General features: G+C 45.2%; 13 protein-coding genes and 4 tRNA genes. 16 read left to right on the top strand and 1 reads right to left on the bottom strand.

Features of this window, described 5'->3' with window-relative positions:
- Nucleotides 1-1082: 1082 nt before the first annotated feature.
- A complete protein-coding gene (fusA, locus tag ACI882_RS12655) occupies nt 1083-3170 on the bottom strand; it encodes an elongation factor G (protein WP_411746086.1) in 2088 nt (695 codons plus the stop codon).
- Between the two features lie 276 nt (nt 3171-3446).
- On the opposite strand from fusA, the gene ACI882_RS12650 reads away from it, so the two are divergent.
- The 16 genes from ACI882_RS12650 to rpoC all read left to right on the top strand — a co-directional run bounded on the left by ACI882_RS12650 (nt 3447) and on the right by rpoC (nt 19769).
- The gene (locus ACI882_RS12650; protein ID WP_411748508.1) at nt 3447-4409 is read left to right on the top strand and encodes a biotin--[acetyl-CoA-carboxylase] ligase; all 963 of its coding nucleotides are present in this window, start codon (nt 3447-3449) and stop codon (nt 4407-4409) included.
- A complete protein-coding gene (locus tag ACI882_RS12645) occupies nt 4403-5119 on the top strand; it encodes a type III pantothenate kinase (protein ID WP_411746359.1) in 717 nt (238 codons plus the stop codon). Before ACI882_RS12650 ends, ACI882_RS12645 begins: the two co-directional genes overlap by 7 nt.
- Before the next feature lie 15 nt (nt 5120-5134).
- The gene (locus tag ACI882_RS12640) at nt 5135-5800 is read left to right on the top strand and encodes a hypothetical protein (RefSeq protein WP_411744475.1); all 666 of its coding nucleotides are present in this window, start codon (nt 5135-5137) and stop codon (nt 5798-5800) included.
- Nucleotides 5801-5960: 160 nt separating this feature from the next.
- Nucleotides 5961-6044 (top strand) — tRNA-Tyr (locus ACI882_RS12635).
- 16 nt (nt 6045-6060) lie between these two features.
- Nucleotides 6061-6134 (top strand) — tRNA-Gly (locus ACI882_RS12630).
- 11 nt (nt 6135-6145) lie between these two features.
- Nucleotides 6146-6220, top strand: a tRNA-Thr gene (locus tag ACI882_RS12625).
- 74 nt (nt 6221-6294) lie between these two features.
- Complete coding sequence (gene tuf / locus ACI882_RS12620; RefSeq protein WP_411744476.1) at nt 6295-7518, top strand: elongation factor Tu; 1224 nt, start codon at nt 6295-6297, stop codon at nt 7516-7518.
- A gap of 230 nt (nt 7519-7748) precedes the next feature.
- A tRNA-Trp gene (locus ACI882_RS12615) sits at nt 7749-7824 on the top strand.
- Nucleotides 7825-7857: 33 nt separating this feature from the next.
- A complete protein-coding gene (secE, locus tag ACI882_RS12610; RefSeq protein WP_411744477.1) occupies nt 7858-8229 on the top strand; it encodes a preprotein translocase subunit SecE in 372 nt (123 codons plus the stop codon).
- 14 nt (nt 8230-8243) lie between these two features.
- Nucleotides 8244-8777 carry a transcription termination/antitermination protein NusG gene (nusG, locus tag ACI882_RS12605; RefSeq protein WP_411744478.1) on the top strand — a complete coding sequence of 178 codons (534 nt, stop codon included), beginning with the start codon at nt 8244-8246 and terminating at the stop codon, nt 8775-8777.
- Nucleotides 8778-8880: 103 nt separating this feature from the next.
- Nucleotides 8881-9315, top strand: a complete 435-nt coding sequence (rplK, locus tag ACI882_RS12600) for a 50S ribosomal protein L11 (protein WP_411744479.1) — start codon at nt 8881-8883, stop codon at nt 9313-9315.
- The gene (gene rplA, locus ACI882_RS12595; RefSeq protein ID WP_411744480.1) at nt 9315-10010 is read left to right on the top strand and encodes a 50S ribosomal protein L1; all 696 of its coding nucleotides are present in this window, start codon (nt 9315-9317) and stop codon (nt 10008-10010) included. The genes rplK and rplA overlap by 1 nt, the downstream gene beginning before the upstream one ends.
- A gap of 195 nt (nt 10011-10205) precedes the next feature.
- Entirely contained in the window at nt 10206-10700 is a 495-nt protein-coding gene (gene rplJ, locus ACI882_RS12590) for a 50S ribosomal protein L10 (protein ID WP_411744481.1), read from the top strand.
- A 70-nt stretch (nt 10701-10770) separates the two neighbouring features.
- On the top strand, nt 10771-11139 hold the full coding sequence (rplL, locus tag ACI882_RS12585) for a 50S ribosomal protein L7/L12 (protein ID WP_411744482.1): 369 nt from the start codon (nt 10771-10773) through the stop codon (nt 11137-11139).
- Between the two features lie 290 nt (nt 11140-11429).
- Nucleotides 11430-15512, top strand: coding sequence for a DNA-directed RNA polymerase subunit beta (gene rpoB, locus ACI882_RS12580; RefSeq protein WP_411744483.1), 4083 nt, complete (start codon nt 11430-11432; stop codon nt 15510-15512).
- A 60-nt stretch (nt 15513-15572) separates the two neighbouring features.
- Nucleotides 15573-19769: a DNA-directed RNA polymerase subunit beta' gene (gene rpoC / locus ACI882_RS12575; protein WP_411744484.1), complete on the top strand. Its 4197-nt coding sequence runs from the start codon at nt 15573-15575 to the stop codon at nt 19767-19769.
- Nucleotides 19770-19792: the final 23 nt, after the last annotated feature.

Below are 19792 nucleotides of genomic sequence, written 5' to 3'. Positions count from 1 at the left end.
GTCAAGCTCTTAAATAAAAACGCCCTGATCGGTAAACGGTCGGGGCGTTTTACTATGTGGGCTCACATGGGAAGACCCACTGTTTATTGGGGTCCCGGAACGCCGGACCGCCCCATATGAGAGTAGGTCATCGTCAAGCTCCTAATAAACCAAACAACCCAGCCTCGTGCTGGGTTTTTTGGTTTATGGGGTTTGTAAATAGAGACCGACTCTCGAGTAGGGTGATGATCGGTTGGCCTCGCCAAAACGGGCTACCTTAACGGTAGGCCGCTAGTGAAGAACGCTGAGCTGTGCTCAGGGCCGGGCCATCGTCAAGTCTGATCGCAGCCCGTCTAAAAAAAGAAAAGCCCGTTAGGTTATCCTAGCGGGCTTTTTGCTGTCTGGGGTTTTTAACAGATGGCTACGGGCTTCGAGCTGCGGGTAGGGTCAAGAGATTGGGTGCGACGTCACTCTACGCCGAGGTGGCTGCGGGACCGGCCTCGGTCGCGGTGAATACGTCCCTGTACGCTTAAGATCGACATCCATGGTTCACATGCCCGTGGCCAGCCACACAGCCACCCCCGCTAGACAAGGCAACCTGTAGGAGCGATCGTAGCAAAGCGAAGACGCGATAGCTGTGACTCGAAGCCAAAAGCCCGTTTAAAAAGCATTAACATTGAACATGATTTGGCGAAGCCTGTTTTGCTGAGGGTCTGCGACAGGATAAGTTGTAAAGCGGTTGCCGACATAAAGTGCTGAAACGGTCAACGAGAAGCACCCTAAAAACTCGCGTCTCCGAACGCTCCTACGTGAACAGGTTATTGAGGGTGGCTACGTAATAGCCTTGTTGGTGGGGTTGGGTTGATCGGATATCTGAGGCATGGATGCCGAAGCTAAGCGGCGCAGGATGCGCGAACAGCGACCGCCCAAGCAACCCCAACAATGAGGCGACTCTGCGAACCATCGTGTCCTTTTTAAAACTAGCCTGCATCAAGTGCTTTCTTGGCCGTCCTTTAAGTTTAATTAACCATAGGTAAAGCAAAAGCGTTGGACAGAAAAAAACCCGAGGCCTAAGCGTTCGGGTTTTTTTTCAAAAGAGAAGCTTACTTCTTGGCTGCTTTTCTTTCTTTTTCTTCAGCAATTACCGTTTCTGCAACGTTTGCAGGACAAGGCATGTAGTGGCTGAATTCCATTGAGAATTGACCACGACCCGATGTCATTGTACGCAATGAACCGATATAGCCGAACATTTCTGACAATGGAACGTCTGCCTTAATACGAACGCCAGTTGCACCAGGCTCCTGATCTTTAATCATGCCACGTCGACGGTTTAAGTCGCCAATAACATCACCAACGTGATCTTCTGGTGTAAATACGTCAACCGCCATAATTGGTTCAATTAGCTGAGCGCCTGCTTTAGGAATTGACTGACGGAAAGCGCCTTTTGCTGCAATTTCAAACGCAACTGCAGATGAGTCAACTGCGTGATAGCCACCGTCATACAATTCAACTTCTACGTCTAATACTGGGAATCCGGCAAGAACACCTTGATCCATCATAGACTTAAAGCCTTTCTCTACCGCTGGGAAGAATTCCTTAGGAACGTTACCGCCCACAACAACAGAGCTGAATACGAAACCAGAGCCAGGTGCGCCAGGCTTGATACGGTAGTCGATCTTACCGTACTGACCAGAACCACCAGATTGCTTCTTATGAGTATAAGAATCTTCAACTTCAGTTGTAATGGTTTCACGGTAAGCAACCTGCGGCTTACCAACTTCTAGATCAACGTCATAAGTACGCTTCAAGATGTCGACTTTAATATCTAAGTGAAGTTCACCCATGCCGCGTAAAATTGTCTCGCCACTGTCTTGGTCTGTTTCGACTTGGAAAGTTGGGTCTTCTGCAACCATTTTACCAATTGCGATACCCATCTTCTCAGTAGAGCTCTTATCTTTAGGTGTGACAGATATTGAGATTACTGGCGCAGGGAAAACCATTGGCTCTAATGTACAAGGATGTTTCGGATCACATAACGTATGACCCGTTTGAACGTTTTTCATACCAACGATCGCGATGATGTCACCGGCGTGCGCAGTAGAAATTTCAGTTCGGTCATCCGCGTGCATTTCAACCATTCGGCCCACACGCTCAGTTTTGCCCGTAAACGAGTTAAGGATAGTGTCGCCTTTATTCAAAGTACCCGAATAAATACGTACGAAGGTTAGGGCGCCAAAACGGTCATCCATAATTTTGAATGCTAATGCACGCAAAGGTCCTTCGTTAGTAACCGTCGCAACCTCACCGTTTGGCGTGCCTTCTTCGTCAGTTAAAGGCTGAGGATCAACTTCTGTTGGTGACGGTAGGTAATCAACAATGGCGTCAAGAATTAACTGCATGCCTTTGTTTTTAAATGCAGACGCACCATAAGTAGGGAAGAATGACATTGTGCGAGTACCGTTACGGATGCACTTTTTCAACTGATCAACAGTCGGAATTTCACCTTCCATATAAGCTTCTAGTAAATCGTCATCTTGTTCGACGGCAGTTTCTACTAGTTCTTCACGATACTGAGCAGCTTTTTCAAGCATATCTTCAGGGATATCAGTAATTTCATAGTTTTCTGGTAAACCAGTTTCGTCCCAGATGTAAGCTTTTTCAGTGAGTAGATCGACAACGCCAATGAACTCATCTTCTATGCCGATAGGTAAAGTCATAACTAAAGGCTTAGCCCCTAATACTCTTTTAACCTGATCGACAACGCGATAGAAGTCCGCACCCATACGGTCAAGCTTATTCACCATGATGATACGGGCAACTTCTGAATCGTTAGCGTAACGCCAGTTAGTTTCTGATTGAGGCTCAACGCCGCCAGAGCCACAGAACACACCGACACCGCCATCGAGTACTTTGAGAGAACGGTAAACTTCAACAGTAAAGTCAACGTGCCCTGGTGTATCAATAACGTTTAGACGGTGATCTTTCCAGAAGCAGGTAGTCGCTGCAGACTGAATGGTAATTCCGCGCTCAGCTTCTTGTTCCATAAAGTCAGTTGTAGATTCGCCATCATGCGTCTCGCCCGACTTATGGATTTTACCAGTAAGCTTGAGGATACGCTCGGTGGTTGTGGTCTTACCCGCATCAACGTGCGCGAAGATACCAATGTTTCTGTAGTGTGATAATTCTGACATAGCTGCTTCTAATATAATGGGTTAAATTGGCGCGATAGTGTACAGGAAAAAGTTGAAAAATTGAGCATTATTTTTGATATTTATAACGCAATTCTAGAAAATTAGCTGTGCGAGATAAGTAGCAATGCTCGAAATGGCATTAAAGATGCCACGGTTTCCCGCATTATCGCAGTATGATCGCATTTTGGACTATAGCATTGTTTTGTAGTGAGATCGCTTCGCGCCTATCGCAAAGCATGCTTTAATATGAAATTCACTATACTGGAGTGATCTTTCTTGGACCAATTATTGAAGCTATTAGACCTATTATCTGCAGAGAGCTTTCAATCTGGCCAATATTTGGCCAGAAAACTAGGCGTTTCTAGGGCATCAGTTTCAACCTGGGTCTCTAAGCTACAGGCTCTAGGCGTTGATATTAATATTATAAAGGGGCGTGGCTATCGCTTGGTTGGTTCAGTGGACCTAATTGACCAAGCTCGAGTAGTAAGCTCCCTTGAAGTCCAAACAAGAGTGCAGGTATCGCATATTGATGTGAAGGGTGAAACTACCTCGACTAACGATGATGCACTTGCCAGCTTATACAATACGTCAGCCTGGCATGTTTATGTGACAGAACTACAAAGCAGTGGCAAGGGCCGCCGCGGGAAAGCGTGGAGTAGTCCTTTTGCCCAGAATTTAATGTTTTCTATGGCGCGAAAAGCGCATATCTCTACTGAGGCTCTTTACAGTGCGAGCCTATTAGCAGGCGTTGCTGTCGCAAATGCGTTGAACATGCACTGTGGACTTCAGGTGGGCTTGAAATGGCCTAACGATATTTATATGGATAATCAGAAATTAGGCGGAATTCTTTGTGAAATGCAGGGTAATCCGCAAGATGAGCCATTGTTGGTTATTGGTATAGGGCTTAACATTAACAGTTCGCCAACTGGATTAGATTATGCTACATGTTCACTCAAGTCTTTAGGTGTTCATCGTCGCGATAGGACGACGCTGCTAGCGTGTATTGTCGATCAACTCGTTAAGATTTTTATGCAAGATTCTGAAGATCAAGTTGCTGCTGCATTGGCGCAATGGCAAGAGTACGATATTTTAAAAAATCGAGATGTCACTGTTACAAGGGGGCAGCACGTATCCTTTGGTAAAGCTCAGGGCGTTGATAGCAAGGGTCAGTTATTGGTTTTGGGCGAAAGTGGTAAGGTAGAGTTGTTAAATGGAGGGGAGGTGTCTGTTCGATGGTAGCGAGCGTAGAGCCGCTTTATCTAGATAGTGGTAATAGTCGTCTAAAGTGGAGTTATGAGACTGAAGCAGGCGTTTTTAAAGATGACATTGAGCTTTGTACTTTTGCTGTGAGTCACCAGATAAAGCAAATAGTGCTCTCTACTGTGACAGCTCGTTATACTTCTAATACCCTTAAAGCACTTCTTCCATCTATAGCAGTACATGAAGTTAGCGTTCTGAATCATTACCTTGGTTTGGAGTTGGCTTATGAAGATGTTACCAAGCTAGGCGTAGATCGTTGGCTTAATATGCTAGCGGTTATTGGAGAGTCGACACGATGTGCCAAAATCGTCGTCAGTATGGGGACTGCTATGACCGTCGATGTCATTAATCAAAAAACTAGGCATGTCGGTGGATATATAGTGCCTGGCTTAACAACCCAGATTCTCTCGTTAAGTGAGCGGGCTTCTGCACTACCGGTAGTAGAGGTGATAGGGTCTACGGCGCTTGGTGTAAATACCTTGGAATGTATCGGTAATGGCGTTCTTAAATCTGCCAGTTCTTTAGTCGAGGTGCTGGCCAAAGAGTGGCGAGCTGAGCATGCTGTAGTGACGGTGACTGGTGGAGACGGGTTGCTTCTGTCAGAATCGCTTGATGTTCAGCATGACTATCGTGCTAATCTAATTTTTGAAGGTATGCGAGCTTATTGGTTGGCTCATCTGAATACGTAGGGATAATGTTAAAGTATGAAGTGGATATTAATGGCGTTGCTGGTGATCAATATAGTCTTGGGTGGCTATCAGGCTTGGCTGACTCAGCAACCTCAAGAAGTTGCGCAAACAAGCATGGCTGTTCAATTTAATAATTTACAGCTGTCTGAGAGCCAGCAGGCTCGTTTACAAAAAGCAGCGGATTCAGCTCCAGTAGTTGTGTCAACAAAGCCGGCTAACGATCAGTGTGTGAGAATATTTGGGTTAAAAGAAAGCGATAGTTTGCCGGTTGTAGAGTCTCGCTTGAAGGCCTTAGAGCTTAATGTCCGCCAAGAGCGAGTGAAAGAGCTACTAAAACGTGAATACCAAGTTGTTTTAGGTCCGTTTGACAGTATTGATCTGGCTCGCTCTGAAATGGTTGCTGTTAATGCAAAAGGTTTTGAGAGTTTTGTTATTTCAAAGGGTGATTTAGCGAACAGCTTATCACTTGGTTTGTTTTCAAATTTAGAAAATGCTAATCGCCGTATAGCCGAGCTTGCTACGGTTGAGATCACTGCCAAGTCTATCCAGCTAGAGCGCTACAATGAGGCTATACAGCTGGTTGTCGATAAAAAATCTTCGTTGTTAATCGCAGATCCTACGCTTCGTACCCTAATTGATCAGTTCGAAGGTGTTGATTTTACTCGATTTAATTGCAATTAAGCCTTGCAATCTTAGTTTTTGGTCACTATTATGCGCACCTCCTCGTTACGCGAGGGAAGGTTGTCACGCGAAATGTTGGCTAAGTACTTGTTCTAATTAGAAAAAGTTTAAATACCTAGTTGACAGCAAAGTTGCCTTACGGCAAACTTTGCGCCCGTTTGGAGGGGTTCCCGAGTGGCCAAAGGGAGCAGACTGTAAATCTGCCGCGAAAGCTTCGATGGTTCGAATCCGTCCCCCTCCACCATTTATCTTTGCGTTATGCGGGTATGGTACAATGGTAGAACCTCAGCCTTCCAAGCTGATGATGCGAGTTCGATTCTCGCTACCCGCTCCATGACTTGTTAGGCTCGCGTAGCTCAGTGGTAGAGCACTCCATTGGTAATGGAGAGGTCACGAGTTCAAATCTCGTCGTGAGCACCATTAAATTTCTTGAGGCAGCACAAGTTATGAGTGACTGCCTTTTTTGCATGTAATACATACTAGAGGCGTTGTTTATGGGTAAGGCTACTTTTGAACGTACTAAGCCCCACGTTAACGTGGGCACAATTGGTCACGTTGACCATGGTAAAACAACTTTAACAGCTGCGCTAACGCGTGTTTGTGCTGAAGTTTGGGGCGGCAATGCCGTTGCATTCGATGGTATCGATAACGCACCAGAAGAGCGTGAGCGCGGTATCACTATTTCAACGTCACACGTTGAATATGATTCTCCTACTCGTCACTATGCGCACGTAGACTGCCCGGGTCACGCCGATTATGTTAAAAACATGATCACTGGTGCTGCTCAGATGGACGGTGCGATCTTAGTTTGTGGCGCGACTGATGGCCCTATGCCACAGACTCGTGAGCACATCCTATTGTCTGGTCAGGTAGGTGTACCTTTTATCGTTGTTTTCTTGAACAAGGCCGATCTTCTTGCTGAAGATTGTGGTGGCGTTGGTTCTGAAGAATACGCTGAAATGTTAGAGTTGGTTGAAATGGAAATTCGTGATTTGTTAACTCAATACGATTTCCCAGGTGATGATGCTCCTATTATTGCTGGTTCTGCATTGATGGCCCTTGAAGGTCGTGATGAAGACGGTTTAGGAACAACTGCTGTTAAGGCATTGGTTGAAGCGTTAGATTCATACATCCCTGAGCCTGAGCGTGCGATTGACCGTCCGTTCTTGCTACCAATTGAAGATGTATTCTCAATTTCTGGTCGTGGTACTGTTGTAACGGGTCGTGTAGAGCGCGGTATCGTTAACTCTGGTGACGAAGTTGAAGTTGTTGGCATTAAAGAAACAACTAAGACAGTTGTTACTGGTGTTGAAATGTTCCGTAAGTTGCTTGACGAAGGTCGTGCAGGTGAGAACATTGGTGCGCTTCTTCGTGGTACTAAACGTGAAGAAATTGAGCGTGGCCAAGTACTTGCGAAGCCTGGCTCTATTACGCCGCACACTAAGTTCGAAGCTGAAGTTTATGTTTTGAGCAAAGATGAAGGCGGACGTCACACGCCATTCTTTAAGGGTTACCGTCCACAGTTCTACTTCCGTACAACTGACGTAACTGGCGCGTGTGAGCTACCTGAAGGTGTTGAAATGGTTATGCCAGGCGACAACATCAAGATGGAAGTTACTTTGATCGCTCCGATCGCAATGGATGACGGTCTACGCTTCGCAATTCGCGAAGGTGGTCGTACTGTTGGTGCTGGTGTTGTAGCTAAAATCCTAGACTAATTTCTGTCTAAGATTGGCTTGAAAGGGGTGCTTCGGCACCCTTTTTTGTGGTCTTTGGTGGGTAGGTTAAAGTATTTTATGAAAAGACTGGAAAATCTTCTTAAAATTCAATAACATGCGCTCCTGATTTTTGTTCAACCGAATCTTTTTTGATTTTTTTTAAAAAAGTACCACATAGTGCTTGAAAAGCACGCTGGGCTGGCTTAGAATCCGCCGCCCAATTAAGTTATAGGCCAGTAGTTCAATTGGTAGAGCGTCGGTCTCCAAAACCGAAAGTTGCGGGTTCGAGTCCCCCCTGGCCTGCCATATTTTAAAGTCAACAGCACAGGTAATTGCTGCATGAATGCTCAAGTGAGTTCGTCAAACAGTGCGTTTGATTGGTTTAAGTGGATTGTTGTAATCGCACTGGTTGCGGGTACGGTTTACGGTAATTTTTATTTCGCCGATCAGTCGTTGATTGTTCGAGTCGTTGTGGTGTTGATCGTATTGGCGATTGCCCTTGGTGTTGCAGCAACAACTGTTAAAGGACGTTCTGTTAATCGCTTGCGTAAAGATGCATGGGTTGAAGTTCGTAAAGTTGTTTGGCCTACTCGCCAAGAGACTGTTCAGACAACGATGGTTGTTATTGGTTTCGTTCTTATAGTTGCACTGATCCTTTGGGGTGTTGATACTCTTCTGGGTCTGGGCGTCAAGGCCATTGTTGAGCGATAGTAGGGAATAGAGTTATGTCAATGCGATGGTATGTTGTTCACGCGTATTCAGGTTATGAGAAGCGTGTTGCGGCCTCTCTGAGTGAGCAGGTTGAGTTACAGGGCATGCAGGATAGCTTTGGTGAAATTCTTGTTCCAACTGAATCAGTTGTTGAAATGCGTGACGGAAAGAAGCGCAAGAGTGAACGTAAGTTTTATCCAGGTTATGTGTTGGTAGAAATGGACATGAACGATGCGTCATGGCATTTGGTTAAAGATACACCGCGTGTAATGGGCTTTATTGGTGGTACTAAAGAAAAACCAGCACCACTAACCAGTAAAGAAGCTGAAGGCATATTGCAGCGTGTTCAGGATGGTTCTGAAAAGCCTACACAGAAAACTATTTACGAGCCAGGCGAGTTGGTTCGTGTTGTCGATGGTCCATTTGCAGATTTCAATGGTACGGTCGAGAAAGTTAATTATGAGAAGAGTCGTTTGCAGGTATCGGTTTCTATTTTTGGCCGAGCTACACCTGTAGAGTTGGAGTTTTCTCAGGTTGAGAAAAGTTAAAAGAAACAGAGTTTATAAAGCCTGGCGTGTGCCGGGTTTTTTGGTCTCTGTCTGTTGAACTGGGGAGCCGTAAGGCGCTAGCACCCAAAACGAGGAAGCTATAATGGCTAAGAAAGTACAAGCTTATATCAAGCTACAAGTGAAAGCGGGTCAAGCAAACCCAAGCCCACCGGTTGGTCCTGCATTAGGTCAGCACGGTGTGAATATCATGGAATTCTGTAAAGCGTTCAATGCTGAGACTCAAAAGCTTGAGCCAGGTTTGCCAGTGCCAGTGGTTATCACTGTTTATGCAGATCGCAGTTTTACCTTTATCACTAAAACCCCTCCTGCTGCGGTTCTTTTGAAGAAAGCTGCCGGTGTTGCAAGTGGCTCTGGTCGCCCGAACACTGAAAAAGTTGGCAAGGTCTCTCGTGCGCAGTTGGAAGAGATTGCGACGGCTAAAGATCCTGACCTAACGGCAGGCGATATGGACGCTGCGGTTCGTACCATTGCTGGTACAGCTCGAAGCATGGGTTTGGATGTTGAGGGTGTAGAATAATGGCTAAGTTAACTAAGCGTGCTCGTTTAGCAAAAGAAAAAGTAGACCCAGTAAAAGCATATAGCTTTGAAGATGCCTATGCGGCATTAAAAGAGTTGTCTACTGTTAAATTCGTAGAGTCTGTTGATATCTCTGTAAACCTAGGTATTGACGCTCGTAAATCAGACCAAAACGTTCGTGGCTCTACTGTGTTACCTAACGGTACCGGTAAAGAGGTTCGTGTTGCTGTATTTACTCAAGGCGATAACGCTGAAGCAGCTAAAGCTGCTGGTGCAGACGTTGTAGGTATGGATGATTTAGCTGAAATAATGAAAGGCGGCGATTTGGACTTTGGTGTTGTTATTGCCTCTCCAGATGCTATGCGAGTAGTTGGTCAGTTAGGTCAGTTGTTAGGTCCACGTGGTCTAATGCCTAACCCTAAAGTTGGCACAGTAACAACTGATGTTGCTCAAGCTGTTAAGAACGCAAAGTCAGGTCAAGCTCGTTTCCGTACCGATAAAAACGGAATTATCCATGCTTGTGTTGGCAAAATAGATTTCGACGCAAATGCAATTAAAGAAAATGCGGAAGCATTGATTGCAGACCTTAAGAAGCTGAAGCCAGCTTCTGCTAAAGGCGTATATCTCAAAAAAGTATCACTTTCGACCACTATGGGTCCAGGTGTTACTGTAGATATTAGTACATTAAGCGTCTAACCAAACTTTGGGGTGTAGCCTGAAAGGGCTGCACAGTCAAAGACCGTAGGTGAGTGCAAACTCTTAATTTCCTACGCAGACGGTAACCCGAGCGCATTTTATATGAGCTTACTCTGTTGCCGTTAAAACAGGTCAACCTTTAAAGGTTGAAAATAGGCTGACCCTTTCGAGGGTTGTTAATCAGGAGATTTTTCAGTGGCACTGAATCTCGAAGGCAAAAAAGCAATTGTTGCGGAAGTCGCTGCAAAAGCATTAGAAGCTCAATCATGCGTCATCGCCGATTCTCGCGGTGTTGAAGTGAATGACATGACTTCTTTGCGTGCAATCGCTCGTGACAATGGCGTATGGCTTAAAGTTGTACGTAATACGCTTGCTCGCCGTGCAGTTCAGGGTTCTTCTTATGAAGGGCTTGCTGACTCATTTGTCGGCCCAACATTGATCGCATTTTCAATGGATCATCCAGGAGCGGGCGCCCGTATCTTGGTCGATTTTGCGAAAACTAACGACAAGTTGGAAATGAAAGCTGCAATGTTCGAAGGGGAGTTAACTCCTGTTGAGCAATTGGCGAAATTACCAACATACGACGAAGCTATCGCGCAGTTAATGAGCGTGATGAAAGAAGCGTCTGCTGGCAAGTTGGTACGTACTTTGGCTGCTTTACGCGACCAAAAAGAACAGGAAGCAGCGTAATTTCCAATAGGGAATACTTTGCTTATTAACGGTTTATTGGGAAACTCCCAAACAGATTAGGAATTAAGTCATGTCTCTGACTAAAGACGATATCATTAATGCAGTTGCTGAGATGTCTGTAAAAGACGTTGTTGAATTGATCGAAGCAATGGAAGAAAAATTTGGCGTATCTGCAGCAGCTGCTGTAGCTGCGGGTCCTGCTGGCGATGCTGGCGCTGCTGCTGAGCAGAGCGAATTCGACGTAATGTTGACTTCTGCTGGCGATAAGAAAGTAAACGTTATTAAAGCAGTTCGTGAAGTAACTGGCTTAGGCTTGAAAGAAGCTAAAGGTCTAGTTGATGCTGCTCCTTCTGCAATTAAAGAAGGCGTTGAGAAAGCTGAAGCAGAAGAAATCAAAGCTAAGCTTGAAGAAGCTGGCGCTTCTGTAGAATTGAAGTAATTCAATTAAAATTGAGCGGCCTTAGCTGTTCAATTTGATTGGCTGGTAGTCTGTTAGGCTACCGGCCTTTTCCTGTCTTACAGGGAAGCAATATTTAAGCTAGAAGATATTTATCTTTTAGTTTGGAACAAAGCGTGTGATTTAGCGCTTGGGGCCTCTCGATAATGGGGCGCACAGGAAGTGAAAGTCGGAGTTATTAGACCTGTCTGCTGATAACTGGAATCCGATTCACCGCATATTATGCGGTAAACCACCAGACACACCGTTGGTGAACAAGCTGGGGATTGCTGATGGCATATTCTTATACCGAAAAGAAACGAATTCGTAAGAATTTCGGTAAACTAGAGCCGGTTATGGACATTCCATATTTGCTGGCTATACAGTTGGACTCCTACCGGAGTTTTCTACAAGCAGATCTAGACGCTGCTGAGCGTCAGGATAGCGGCTTACACGCTGCATTTAAGTCTGTATTTCCAATTGTTAGTTATTCTGGAAATGCTGCGCTTGAATACGTCAGCTATAAATTGGGTAAACCAGCGTTTGACGTGAAAGAATGTCAGTTGCGCGGTGTTACCTATTCTGCTCCTCTGCGCGTAAAAGTTCGTTTGATCATTTATGACAAAGAATCATCGAGCAAAGCAATTAAGGATATTAAGGAACAAGAAGTCTATATGGGCGAAATCCCATTAATGACTGACAATGGTACCTTTATCATTAATGGTACAGAGCGAGTAGTTGTTTCTCAGCTTCATCGTTCTCCAGGTGTGTTCTACGATCACGATAAAGGTAAGACCCATAGTTCTGGGAAGTTATTGCACTCTGCGCGAGTGATTCCTTATCGTGGTTCTTGGCTAGATTTCGAATTTGATCCTAAAGATCAGGTTTTCGTTCGTATTGACCGCCGTCGAAAATTACCTGCAACTATTTTGTTGCGTGCGCTTGAATATACTAACCAAGAAATCTTGGATATGTTTTTTGAGCGTGTCGGCTTTAAACTCAAAGATGATATCTTTGAGATGGAAGTCGTTGCTGAGCACTTAAAAGGCGAAACTGCTGCTTTTGAAATTAAAGATTCAAAAGGTAATGTTTTGGTCGAAGAAGGACGGCGGATCACTGCTCGTCATATTCGTGACTTTAAAGCTGCGAAACTAACTTCAGTTGAAGTGCCGGATACGTTCTTATTAGGCAAAGCTTTGGCAACTGATATCATCGATGCAAGTTCTGGAGAAATCCTAGCAAACTGTAACGACGAAATTACGCTTGAGGTTTTAGAACAGCTCCGTGCTCAAAAGATTAAAACTTTTGAAACACTTTATACCAATGACCTTGATACAGGTGCGTTCGTTTCTGATACGTTACGAAACGATCCAACTAGCACACCACTAGAAGCATTAGTCGAAATTTATCGAATGATGCGCCCTGGTGAGCCACCTACGAAAGAATCAGCGGAAACACTATTCCAAAACCTTTTCTTCTCCGCAGACCGCTATGATTTATCAACGGTTGGTCGAATGAAGTTCAACCGACGTTTAGGTCGTGAAGAAGATACAGGTGAAGGCACGCTTAGCCGCGAAGATATTGTCGATGTGTTAAAAACATTGGTCGATATCCGTAACGGTAAAGGCGGAGTCGATGACATTGACCACCTTGGCAACCGTCGTATTCGTTCTGTTGGCGAAATGGCAGAAAACCAATTCCGTGTTGGTCTTGTTCGAGTTGAGCGAGCAGTTCGTGAACGTTTATCTATGGCTGAAAGTGAAGGCTTAATGCCACAAGATTTAGTCAACGCTAAACCAGTTGCAGCGGCGATAAAAGAATTCTTTGGCTCGTCTCAGCTGTCCCAGTTTATGGATCAAAACAACCCGCTTTCTGGTATTACCAACAAGCGTCGTGTTTCTGCATTAGGCCCTGGTGGCTTAACGCGTGAACGTGCTGGTTTCGAAGTTCGTGACGTACACCCAACGCATTATGGTCGTGTATGTCCAATTGAAACACCAGAAGGTCCAAATATTGGTTTGATCAATACCTTGTCAACCTATGCTCGTACTAACCATTACGGCTTCCTAGAAACACCGTATCGGAAAGTAGAGAATGGTAAAGTAACCAGCGATATCGTTTACTTATCAGCCATTGATGAAGCTAAGCACACCATTGCTCAGGCGAACGTACCAGTAAGTGATGATGGCATGATTGAAGGTGAGTTTGTTCAGGTTAGACACCAGAATGAATTTACATTGGCGCCTTTAGATAAGGTCGACATGATGGATGTATCTCCTCGGCAGGTTGTTTCTGTTGCGGCTGCATTGATTCCATTTTTAGAGCACGATGATGCTAACCGAGCCTTAATGGGATCGAACATGCAGCGTCAAGCGGTGCCTACGCTAAAATCTGATAAGCCACTTGTTGGTACAGGCATTGAGCGAACCGTAGCAACAGACTCTGGTGTTTGTGTTGTTGCCGATCGTGGCGGTATTGTTGAGTTTGTAGACGCTTCTCGAATCGTTGTTAAGGTTCAGTCAGAAGAGATCGGTGAAGACGATGCCGGTGTTGATATCTACAACCTAACGAAATATACACGTTCTAACCAGAACACCTGTATCAACCAACGCACAATTGTTCGTCAAGGCGACACAATTGCTCGTGGTGATGTATTGGCCGATGGCCCATCGGTTGATTTAGGTGAGCTGGCTTTAGGTCAGAACATGCGTATCGCATTTATGCCTTGGAACGGTTACAACTACGAAGACTCCATCTTGGTTTCTGAGCGTGTTGTACAAGAAGATCGATTCACTTCGATTCACATTCAAGAGCTTACCTGTATCGCACGTGATACCAAATTAGGCGCAGAAGAAATTTCTGCTGATATACCTAACGTTGGTGAAGCTGCACTTGGGAAGTTGGATGAATCTGGCATTGTTTATATCGGTGCCGAAGTGGGTCCTGGCGATATTCTAGTGGGTAAAGTGACGCCTAAGAGCGAAACGCAATTAACCCCAGAAGAAAAGCTTTTACGTGCCATCTTTGGTGAAAAAGCATCGGATGTTAAAGATACCTCGCTGCGTGTTAAAGGCGGCATGCGCGGTACCGTTATCGATGTTCAAACCTTTACACGTGATGGCGTAGAGCGTGATCAGCGTTCTAAAGATATCGAACGTCAAGCTCTCGAAGAGTTCCGTAAGGACTTAAACGCCGAATTCCGTATTATTGAAAATGCGGTTTATGAGCGACTTACTGGAAGTCTAGTTGGGCAGAGCGTTGCTGGCGGTCCAAACCTAAGCAAAGGTGATGTATTAACTGAAGCTTTCCTCGGGCAATTGCCGCGCGCTGATTGGTTTAAGTTACGTCTACAAGACGAAGCTGTAGCTGCGACTCTTGAGTCTTCTGAAAATCAGCTTAAAGAACGTAAAGCTGAGCAGGAAGCTCGATTCGACGATAAGAAACGTAAGCTTCAATCAGGTGATGATTTACAACCAGGCGTATTAAAGGTTGTAAAAGTTTACCTAGCCGTTAAACGTCGTATTCAGCCTGGTGATAAGATGGCCGGTCGTCATGGTAACAAAGGTGTTATCTCGGTCATTATGCCGGTTGAAGATATGCCTTATGATGAAAAGGGTAATCCAGTCGATGTGGTGTTAAACCCATTGGGTGTACCGTCTCGTATGAACGTTGGTCAGGTTTTAGAAACCCACTTAGGTGCGGCGGCTAAAGGCTTGGGTGATCGAATCAACGAGATGATTGAAGAGCAGCGTTCAGCTGCGGAACTTCGCGACTTCTTAAGTCAGATTTATAATGATTCTGGTAAGGGTTATCGAACAGAAGCGCTAGGCGACTTCTCTGATGGTGAAATTAATGAGTTGGCGAAGAATCTAATCGGTGGTGTACCGATTGCGACGCCAGTCTTTGATGGTGCAGAAGAGAAAGAAGTTAAGGGTCTGTTGCGTTTAGCTGGCATGGACGAGAGCGGTCAAATCCAATTATGGGATGGTCGTACTGGTAACGCTTTTGAAAACAAAACAACAGTCGGTTACATGTACATGTTGAAGTTGAACCATTTGGTTGACGACAAGATGCATGCCCGTTCAACCGGTTCTTATAGTCTGGTTACTCAGCAGCCATTGGGTGGTAAAGCTCAATTTGGTGGTCAGCGATTCGGTGAGATGGAAGTATGGGCACTAGAAGCATACGGTGCCGCTTATACCTTGCAAGAAATGTTGACAGTGAAGTCAGATGACGTGAATGGCCGTACGAAGATGTATAAAAACATCGTCGATGGCGATCACCGTATGGAGCCTGGAATGCCGGAATCTTTCAACGTATTAGTGAAAGAAATTCGCTCTCTAGGTATCGATATGGAACTGGAAAACGAAGACTAAGTGAACGGGCGGGTGGTGATTATTCGCCACCCAGTTGCCAACTCCCTGCGGAGCTGAAACATGAAAGATTTATTAAACCTGTTGAAAACACAGGGTCAAGCGGAAGAGTTCGACTCTATTCGCATTGGCTTGGCCTCACCGGACATGATTCGTTCGTGGTCTTTTGGTGAAGTTAAAAAGCCAGAAACGATTAACTATCGTACATTTAAGCCAGAGCGCGATGGTCTGTTCTGTGCTCGTATTTTTGGTCCAATTAAAGACTACGAATGCCTATGCGGTAAATATAAGCGTTTAAAGCATCGCGGTGTTATATGTGAAAAATGTGGTGTTGAAGTAACCCAATCTAAAGTACGCCGCGAGCGTATGGGTCACATTGAATTGGCTGCGCCGGTTGCACACATTTGGTTCCTAAAATCATTGCCATCCCGTATCGGCTTAATGCTAGATATGACATTGCGTGATATTGAACGAATCTTGTATTACGAATCATTCGTTGTTATCGATCCAGGTTTGACGAGCTTAGAAAAAGCTCAGTTATTAACCGATGAAGAATACTACGAAGCGATTGAAGAATTTGGTGATGATTTCGATGCCCGCATGGGTGCGGAAGCTGTTCAGAAATTGTTAGAAGCAATTGACTTAGAAGCAGATATTGCGGAATTGCGCGAAGCAATCCCAGCAACTAACTCTGAAACTAAAATCAAGAAGCTATCTAAGCGTTTGAAGTTACTTGAAGCGTTCCATAAGTCTGGCAACTTGCCGACGTGGATGGTTATGCAAGTTCTTCCTGTGCTACCACCAGATTTACGCCCATTAGTACCGTTAGATGGTGGCCGTTTTGCTACCTCTGATTTGAACGATTTATATCGTCGGGTTATCAACCGTAACAACCGCTTGAAGCGCTTGTTAGAGTTGGCTGCACCTGACATTATTGTTCGAAACGAAAAGCGCATGCTGCAAGAATCTGTTGATGCTCTGTTAGACAACGGTCGTCGTGGTCGAGCTATTACTGGCTCTAACCGTCGTCCACTTAAATCTTTGGCCGACATGATTAAAGGTAAGCAAGGTCGTTTCCGTCAAAACTTACTTGGTAAGCGTGTTGACTACTCTGGTCGTTCAGTGATCGTGGTAGGCCCAACCTTGCGTTTACATCAGTGTGGTCTTCCTAAGAAGATGGCATTGGAATTATTTAAACCGTTTATCTTTAGCAAGCTTGAGCACCGTGGTTTAGCGACTACGATCAAAGCTGCTAAGAAAATGGTTGAACGCGAAGAGCCTATTGTTTGGGATATTTTAGACGAAGTAATTCGTGAACACCCGGTAATGCTTAACCGTGCACCGACACTTCACCGTTTAGGTATTCAAGCGTTTGAGCCTGTATTGATCGAAGGCAAAGCGATTAACTTGCACCCACTCGTGTGTGCGGCATATAACGCCGACTTCGATGGTGACCAAATGGCGGTGCACATTCCCCTAACGCTAGAAGCGCAGCTAGAAGCGCGAGCGTTGATGATGTCTACCAACAACATTTTATCACCAGCTTCTGGTCAGCCTATTATCGTACCTTCGCAGGACGTTGTACTGGGTCTTTATTACATGACTCGTGCACGCTTAAACGCGAAGGGCGAAAACATGGTGTTTTCAAACATTGCTGAGGTTGAACGTGCTTATGGTGCGGGACAAGTCGCTCTGCAAGCCATGGTTAAAGTTCGTATTAACGAAGTGAATTACACCGATGATGGTGAGCGTGTTGAGACAATTGCAATTAAAGATACGACTGTAGGTCGTTCTATCCTTTACTCAATTGCTCCTGAAGGCATGCCATTTGAAATGTTCAACCAACCCATGAAAAAGAAAGCAATTTCTGGTTTATTGAACGAGTGCTACCGCTCGGTTGGATTGAAAGAAACGGTTATTTTTGCTGACCAAATCATGTACATGGGTTTTAGTTATGCAACTAAGTCAGGTGCTTCAATTGGTGTGAATGATTTTGTTATTCCACAAGCGAAGTATGACATCTTAGCGGCGTCTGAAGCGGAAGTGCAGGAAGTTGAAGAACAGTTTGCTCAGGGTTTGATTACCCAGGGCGAGAAGTACAACAAAGTTGTCGATTTATGGTCACGTGCTAACGACCAAATTGCTAAAGCGATGATGGAAGGTATTTCTAAAGAGATGGTTATCGATCGTGATGGCAACTCCGTAGAGCAAGATTCTTTTAACGCAGTATTTATGATGGCCGACTCAGGCGCACGTGGTAGTGCGACTCAGATTCGACAGTTAGCGGGTATGCGTGGTTTGATGGCTAAGCCAGATGGCTCGATCATTGAGAACCCAATTAAAGCTAACTTCCGTGAAGGTTTGTCGGTAGGTGAGTACTTTATTTCTACTCACGGTGCTCGTAAAGGCTTGGCCGATACGGCATTGAAAACAGCATCATCAGGTTACCTGACGCGTCGTCTAGTTGACGTTGCGCAAGATGTCGTTGTAACCGAAGAAGATTGTGGTACAGAAGCAGGTGTAACTCTAGAACCTATTATTGATGGCGGCGACATTGTTGTGCCATTAACTGAGTTGGTTTTAGGACGAGTTGCGGCAGTCGATGTACTAGATCCAACAACGAATGAAACAGTCGTACCCGCAGGAACCATGTTTGACGAGAAATCAGTTGAACTGCTAAACGATTACAATATTGACATCATCAAAGTTCGTTCGCCTATTACTTGTGATACGCGTTTCGGTATTTGTGCTCAGTGTTATGGTCGTGACTTAGCACGTGGTCACCGTATCAATATTGGTGAGGCAGTCGGTATTATCGCTGCTCAGTCAATTGGTGAGCCTGGTACTCAGTTAACGATGCGTACATTCCACATTGGTGGAGCTGCATCGAGTTCTTCTGCGATCGACAACATTCAAGTAAGCCATGGTGGCTCTGTAAACCTTCATAACGTGAAGACAGTAACACGCGAAGACGGTCACCTAGTGGTTGTAAGCCGCTCAGGCTTGTTAGCTGTTGCTGATGAGAATGGACGCGAGCGTGAGCGCTATAAGCTGCCTTACGGGTCGGTTGTGAGCGTACAGCACGGAGCGAAGGTAGACGCTGGTGAAGTAATTGTTCGCTGGGATCCGCACACGCACCCAATTGTTGCAGAAAACAAAGGTAAGCTTCAGTTTATCGGTATGGACGATGGTGTCACCATCAACCGTAAAGTCGATGAACTAACGGGTGTTACCTCGACGGAAGTCATTCCTCAGGCACAGCGTAATGCAGCGGGTAAAGAAATTCGCCCATTGATCAAAATGCTAGATTCTGATGGAAACGAAATGATGATTGGTAACACCAATCAGCCAGTTCAGTACTTCTTACCAGACGGTGCTTTGTTGAGCTTAACTGACAGTGCTGAAGTGAAGATTGGTGATGTACTTGCCCGTATTCCTCAGGAAAGCAGTGGCAACAAAGATATTACAGGTGGTTTGCCACGCGTAGCCGACTTATTTGAAGCGCGTAAGCCTAAAGAATCTGCCATTTTAGCGGAAATCTCTGGCACATTTAGTTTCGGTAAAGAAACTAAAGGCAAAAAACGTATCGTTATTACCCCAACAGACGGATCTGATGGATACGAAGAGTTGATTCCAAAATGGCGTCAAATGAACGTATTCGAAGGCGAGCATGTTGAAAAGGGTGAGGTTTTATCTGACGGACCAATGAACCCACACGATATCCTAAGAGTCTTGGGTGTTGAGGCTTTGGCCAAATATATCGTGAATGAAGTTCAAGAAGTTTACCGTTTGCAGGGCGTTGTCATTAACGATAAGCACATCGAGGTTATTACCCGTCAGATGTTGCGTAAAGCGTTGATTACAGACAGCGGTGATACCAACTTCATCAAAGGCGACCAAGTAGAGTATATGCATCTACTGGAAGGTAACGATGTAGCGGTTACTGCAAATCAGCAAGAAGCTAAGTTCGAGCGCGTGCTTTTGGGTATTACCAAAGCATCGTTGGCGACAGAATCCTTCATCTCTGCCGCGTCGTTCCAGGAAACGACTCGTGTATTGACCGAAGGTGCTGTAACTGGCAAGCGCGATTACTTACGCGGATTGAAAGAGAACGTGGTCGTTGGCCGCTTAATTCCAGCGGGTACAGGCTTAGCCTATCACGCTGAACGTAAGCGTAAACGACTAGAACGTACTGGCGAAAAGCCGACAATCAGTGCATCTGAAGTCGAAGCAGCTTTAAGTCAGGCGTTAAACAAGTAGTGAGTACGCGAGCTGGAGCGGAG

This window comes from Reinekea sp. (genome assembly GCF_046710285.1).
Classification (GTDB): domain Bacteria; phylum Pseudomonadota; class Gammaproteobacteria; order Pseudomonadales; family Natronospirillaceae; genus Reinekea.
The sequence above is the reverse complement of the archived record's forward strand: the minus strand, read 5'-3'. Positions and strand labels throughout refer to the sequence as shown.

What these genes read in the sequence shown, in the direction of transcription:
- fusA (WP_411746086.1), bottom strand. Translation starts at nt 3,170, where the DNA reads ATGTCAGAATTATCACACTACAGAAACATTGGTATCTTCGCGCACGTT.
- ACI882_RS12645 (WP_411746359.1), top strand. Translation starts at nt 4,403, where the DNA reads ATGGTAGCGAGCGTAGAGCCGCTTTATCTAGATAGTGGTAATAGTCGT.
- ACI882_RS12640 (WP_411744475.1), top strand. Translation starts at nt 5,135, where the DNA reads ATGAAGTGGATATTAATGGCGTTGCTGGTGATCAATATAGTCTTGGGT.
- tuf (WP_411744476.1), top strand. Translation starts at nt 6,295, where the DNA reads ATGGGTAAGGCTACTTTTGAACGTACTAAGCCCCACGTTAACGTGGGC.
- secE (WP_411744477.1), top strand. Translation starts at nt 7,858, where the DNA reads ATGAATGCTCAAGTGAGTTCGTCAAACAGTGCGTTTGATTGGTTTAAG.
- nusG (WP_411744478.1), top strand. Translation starts at nt 8,244, where the DNA reads ATGTCAATGCGATGGTATGTTGTTCACGCGTATTCAGGTTATGAGAAG.
- rplK (WP_411744479.1), top strand. Translation starts at nt 8,881, where the DNA reads ATGGCTAAGAAAGTACAAGCTTATATCAAGCTACAAGTGAAAGCGGGT.
- rplA (WP_411744480.1), top strand. Translation starts at nt 9,315, where the DNA reads ATGGCTAAGTTAACTAAGCGTGCTCGTTTAGCAAAAGAAAAAGTAGAC.
- rplL (WP_411744482.1), top strand. Translation starts at nt 10,771, where the DNA reads ATGTCTCTGACTAAAGACGATATCATTAATGCAGTTGCTGAGATGTCT.
- rpoB (WP_411744483.1), top strand. Translation starts at nt 11,430, where the DNA reads ATGGCATATTCTTATACCGAAAAGAAACGAATTCGTAAGAATTTCGGT.
- rpoC (WP_411744484.1), top strand. Translation starts at nt 15,573, where the DNA reads ATGAAAGATTTATTAAACCTGTTGAAAACACAGGGTCAAGCGGAAGAG.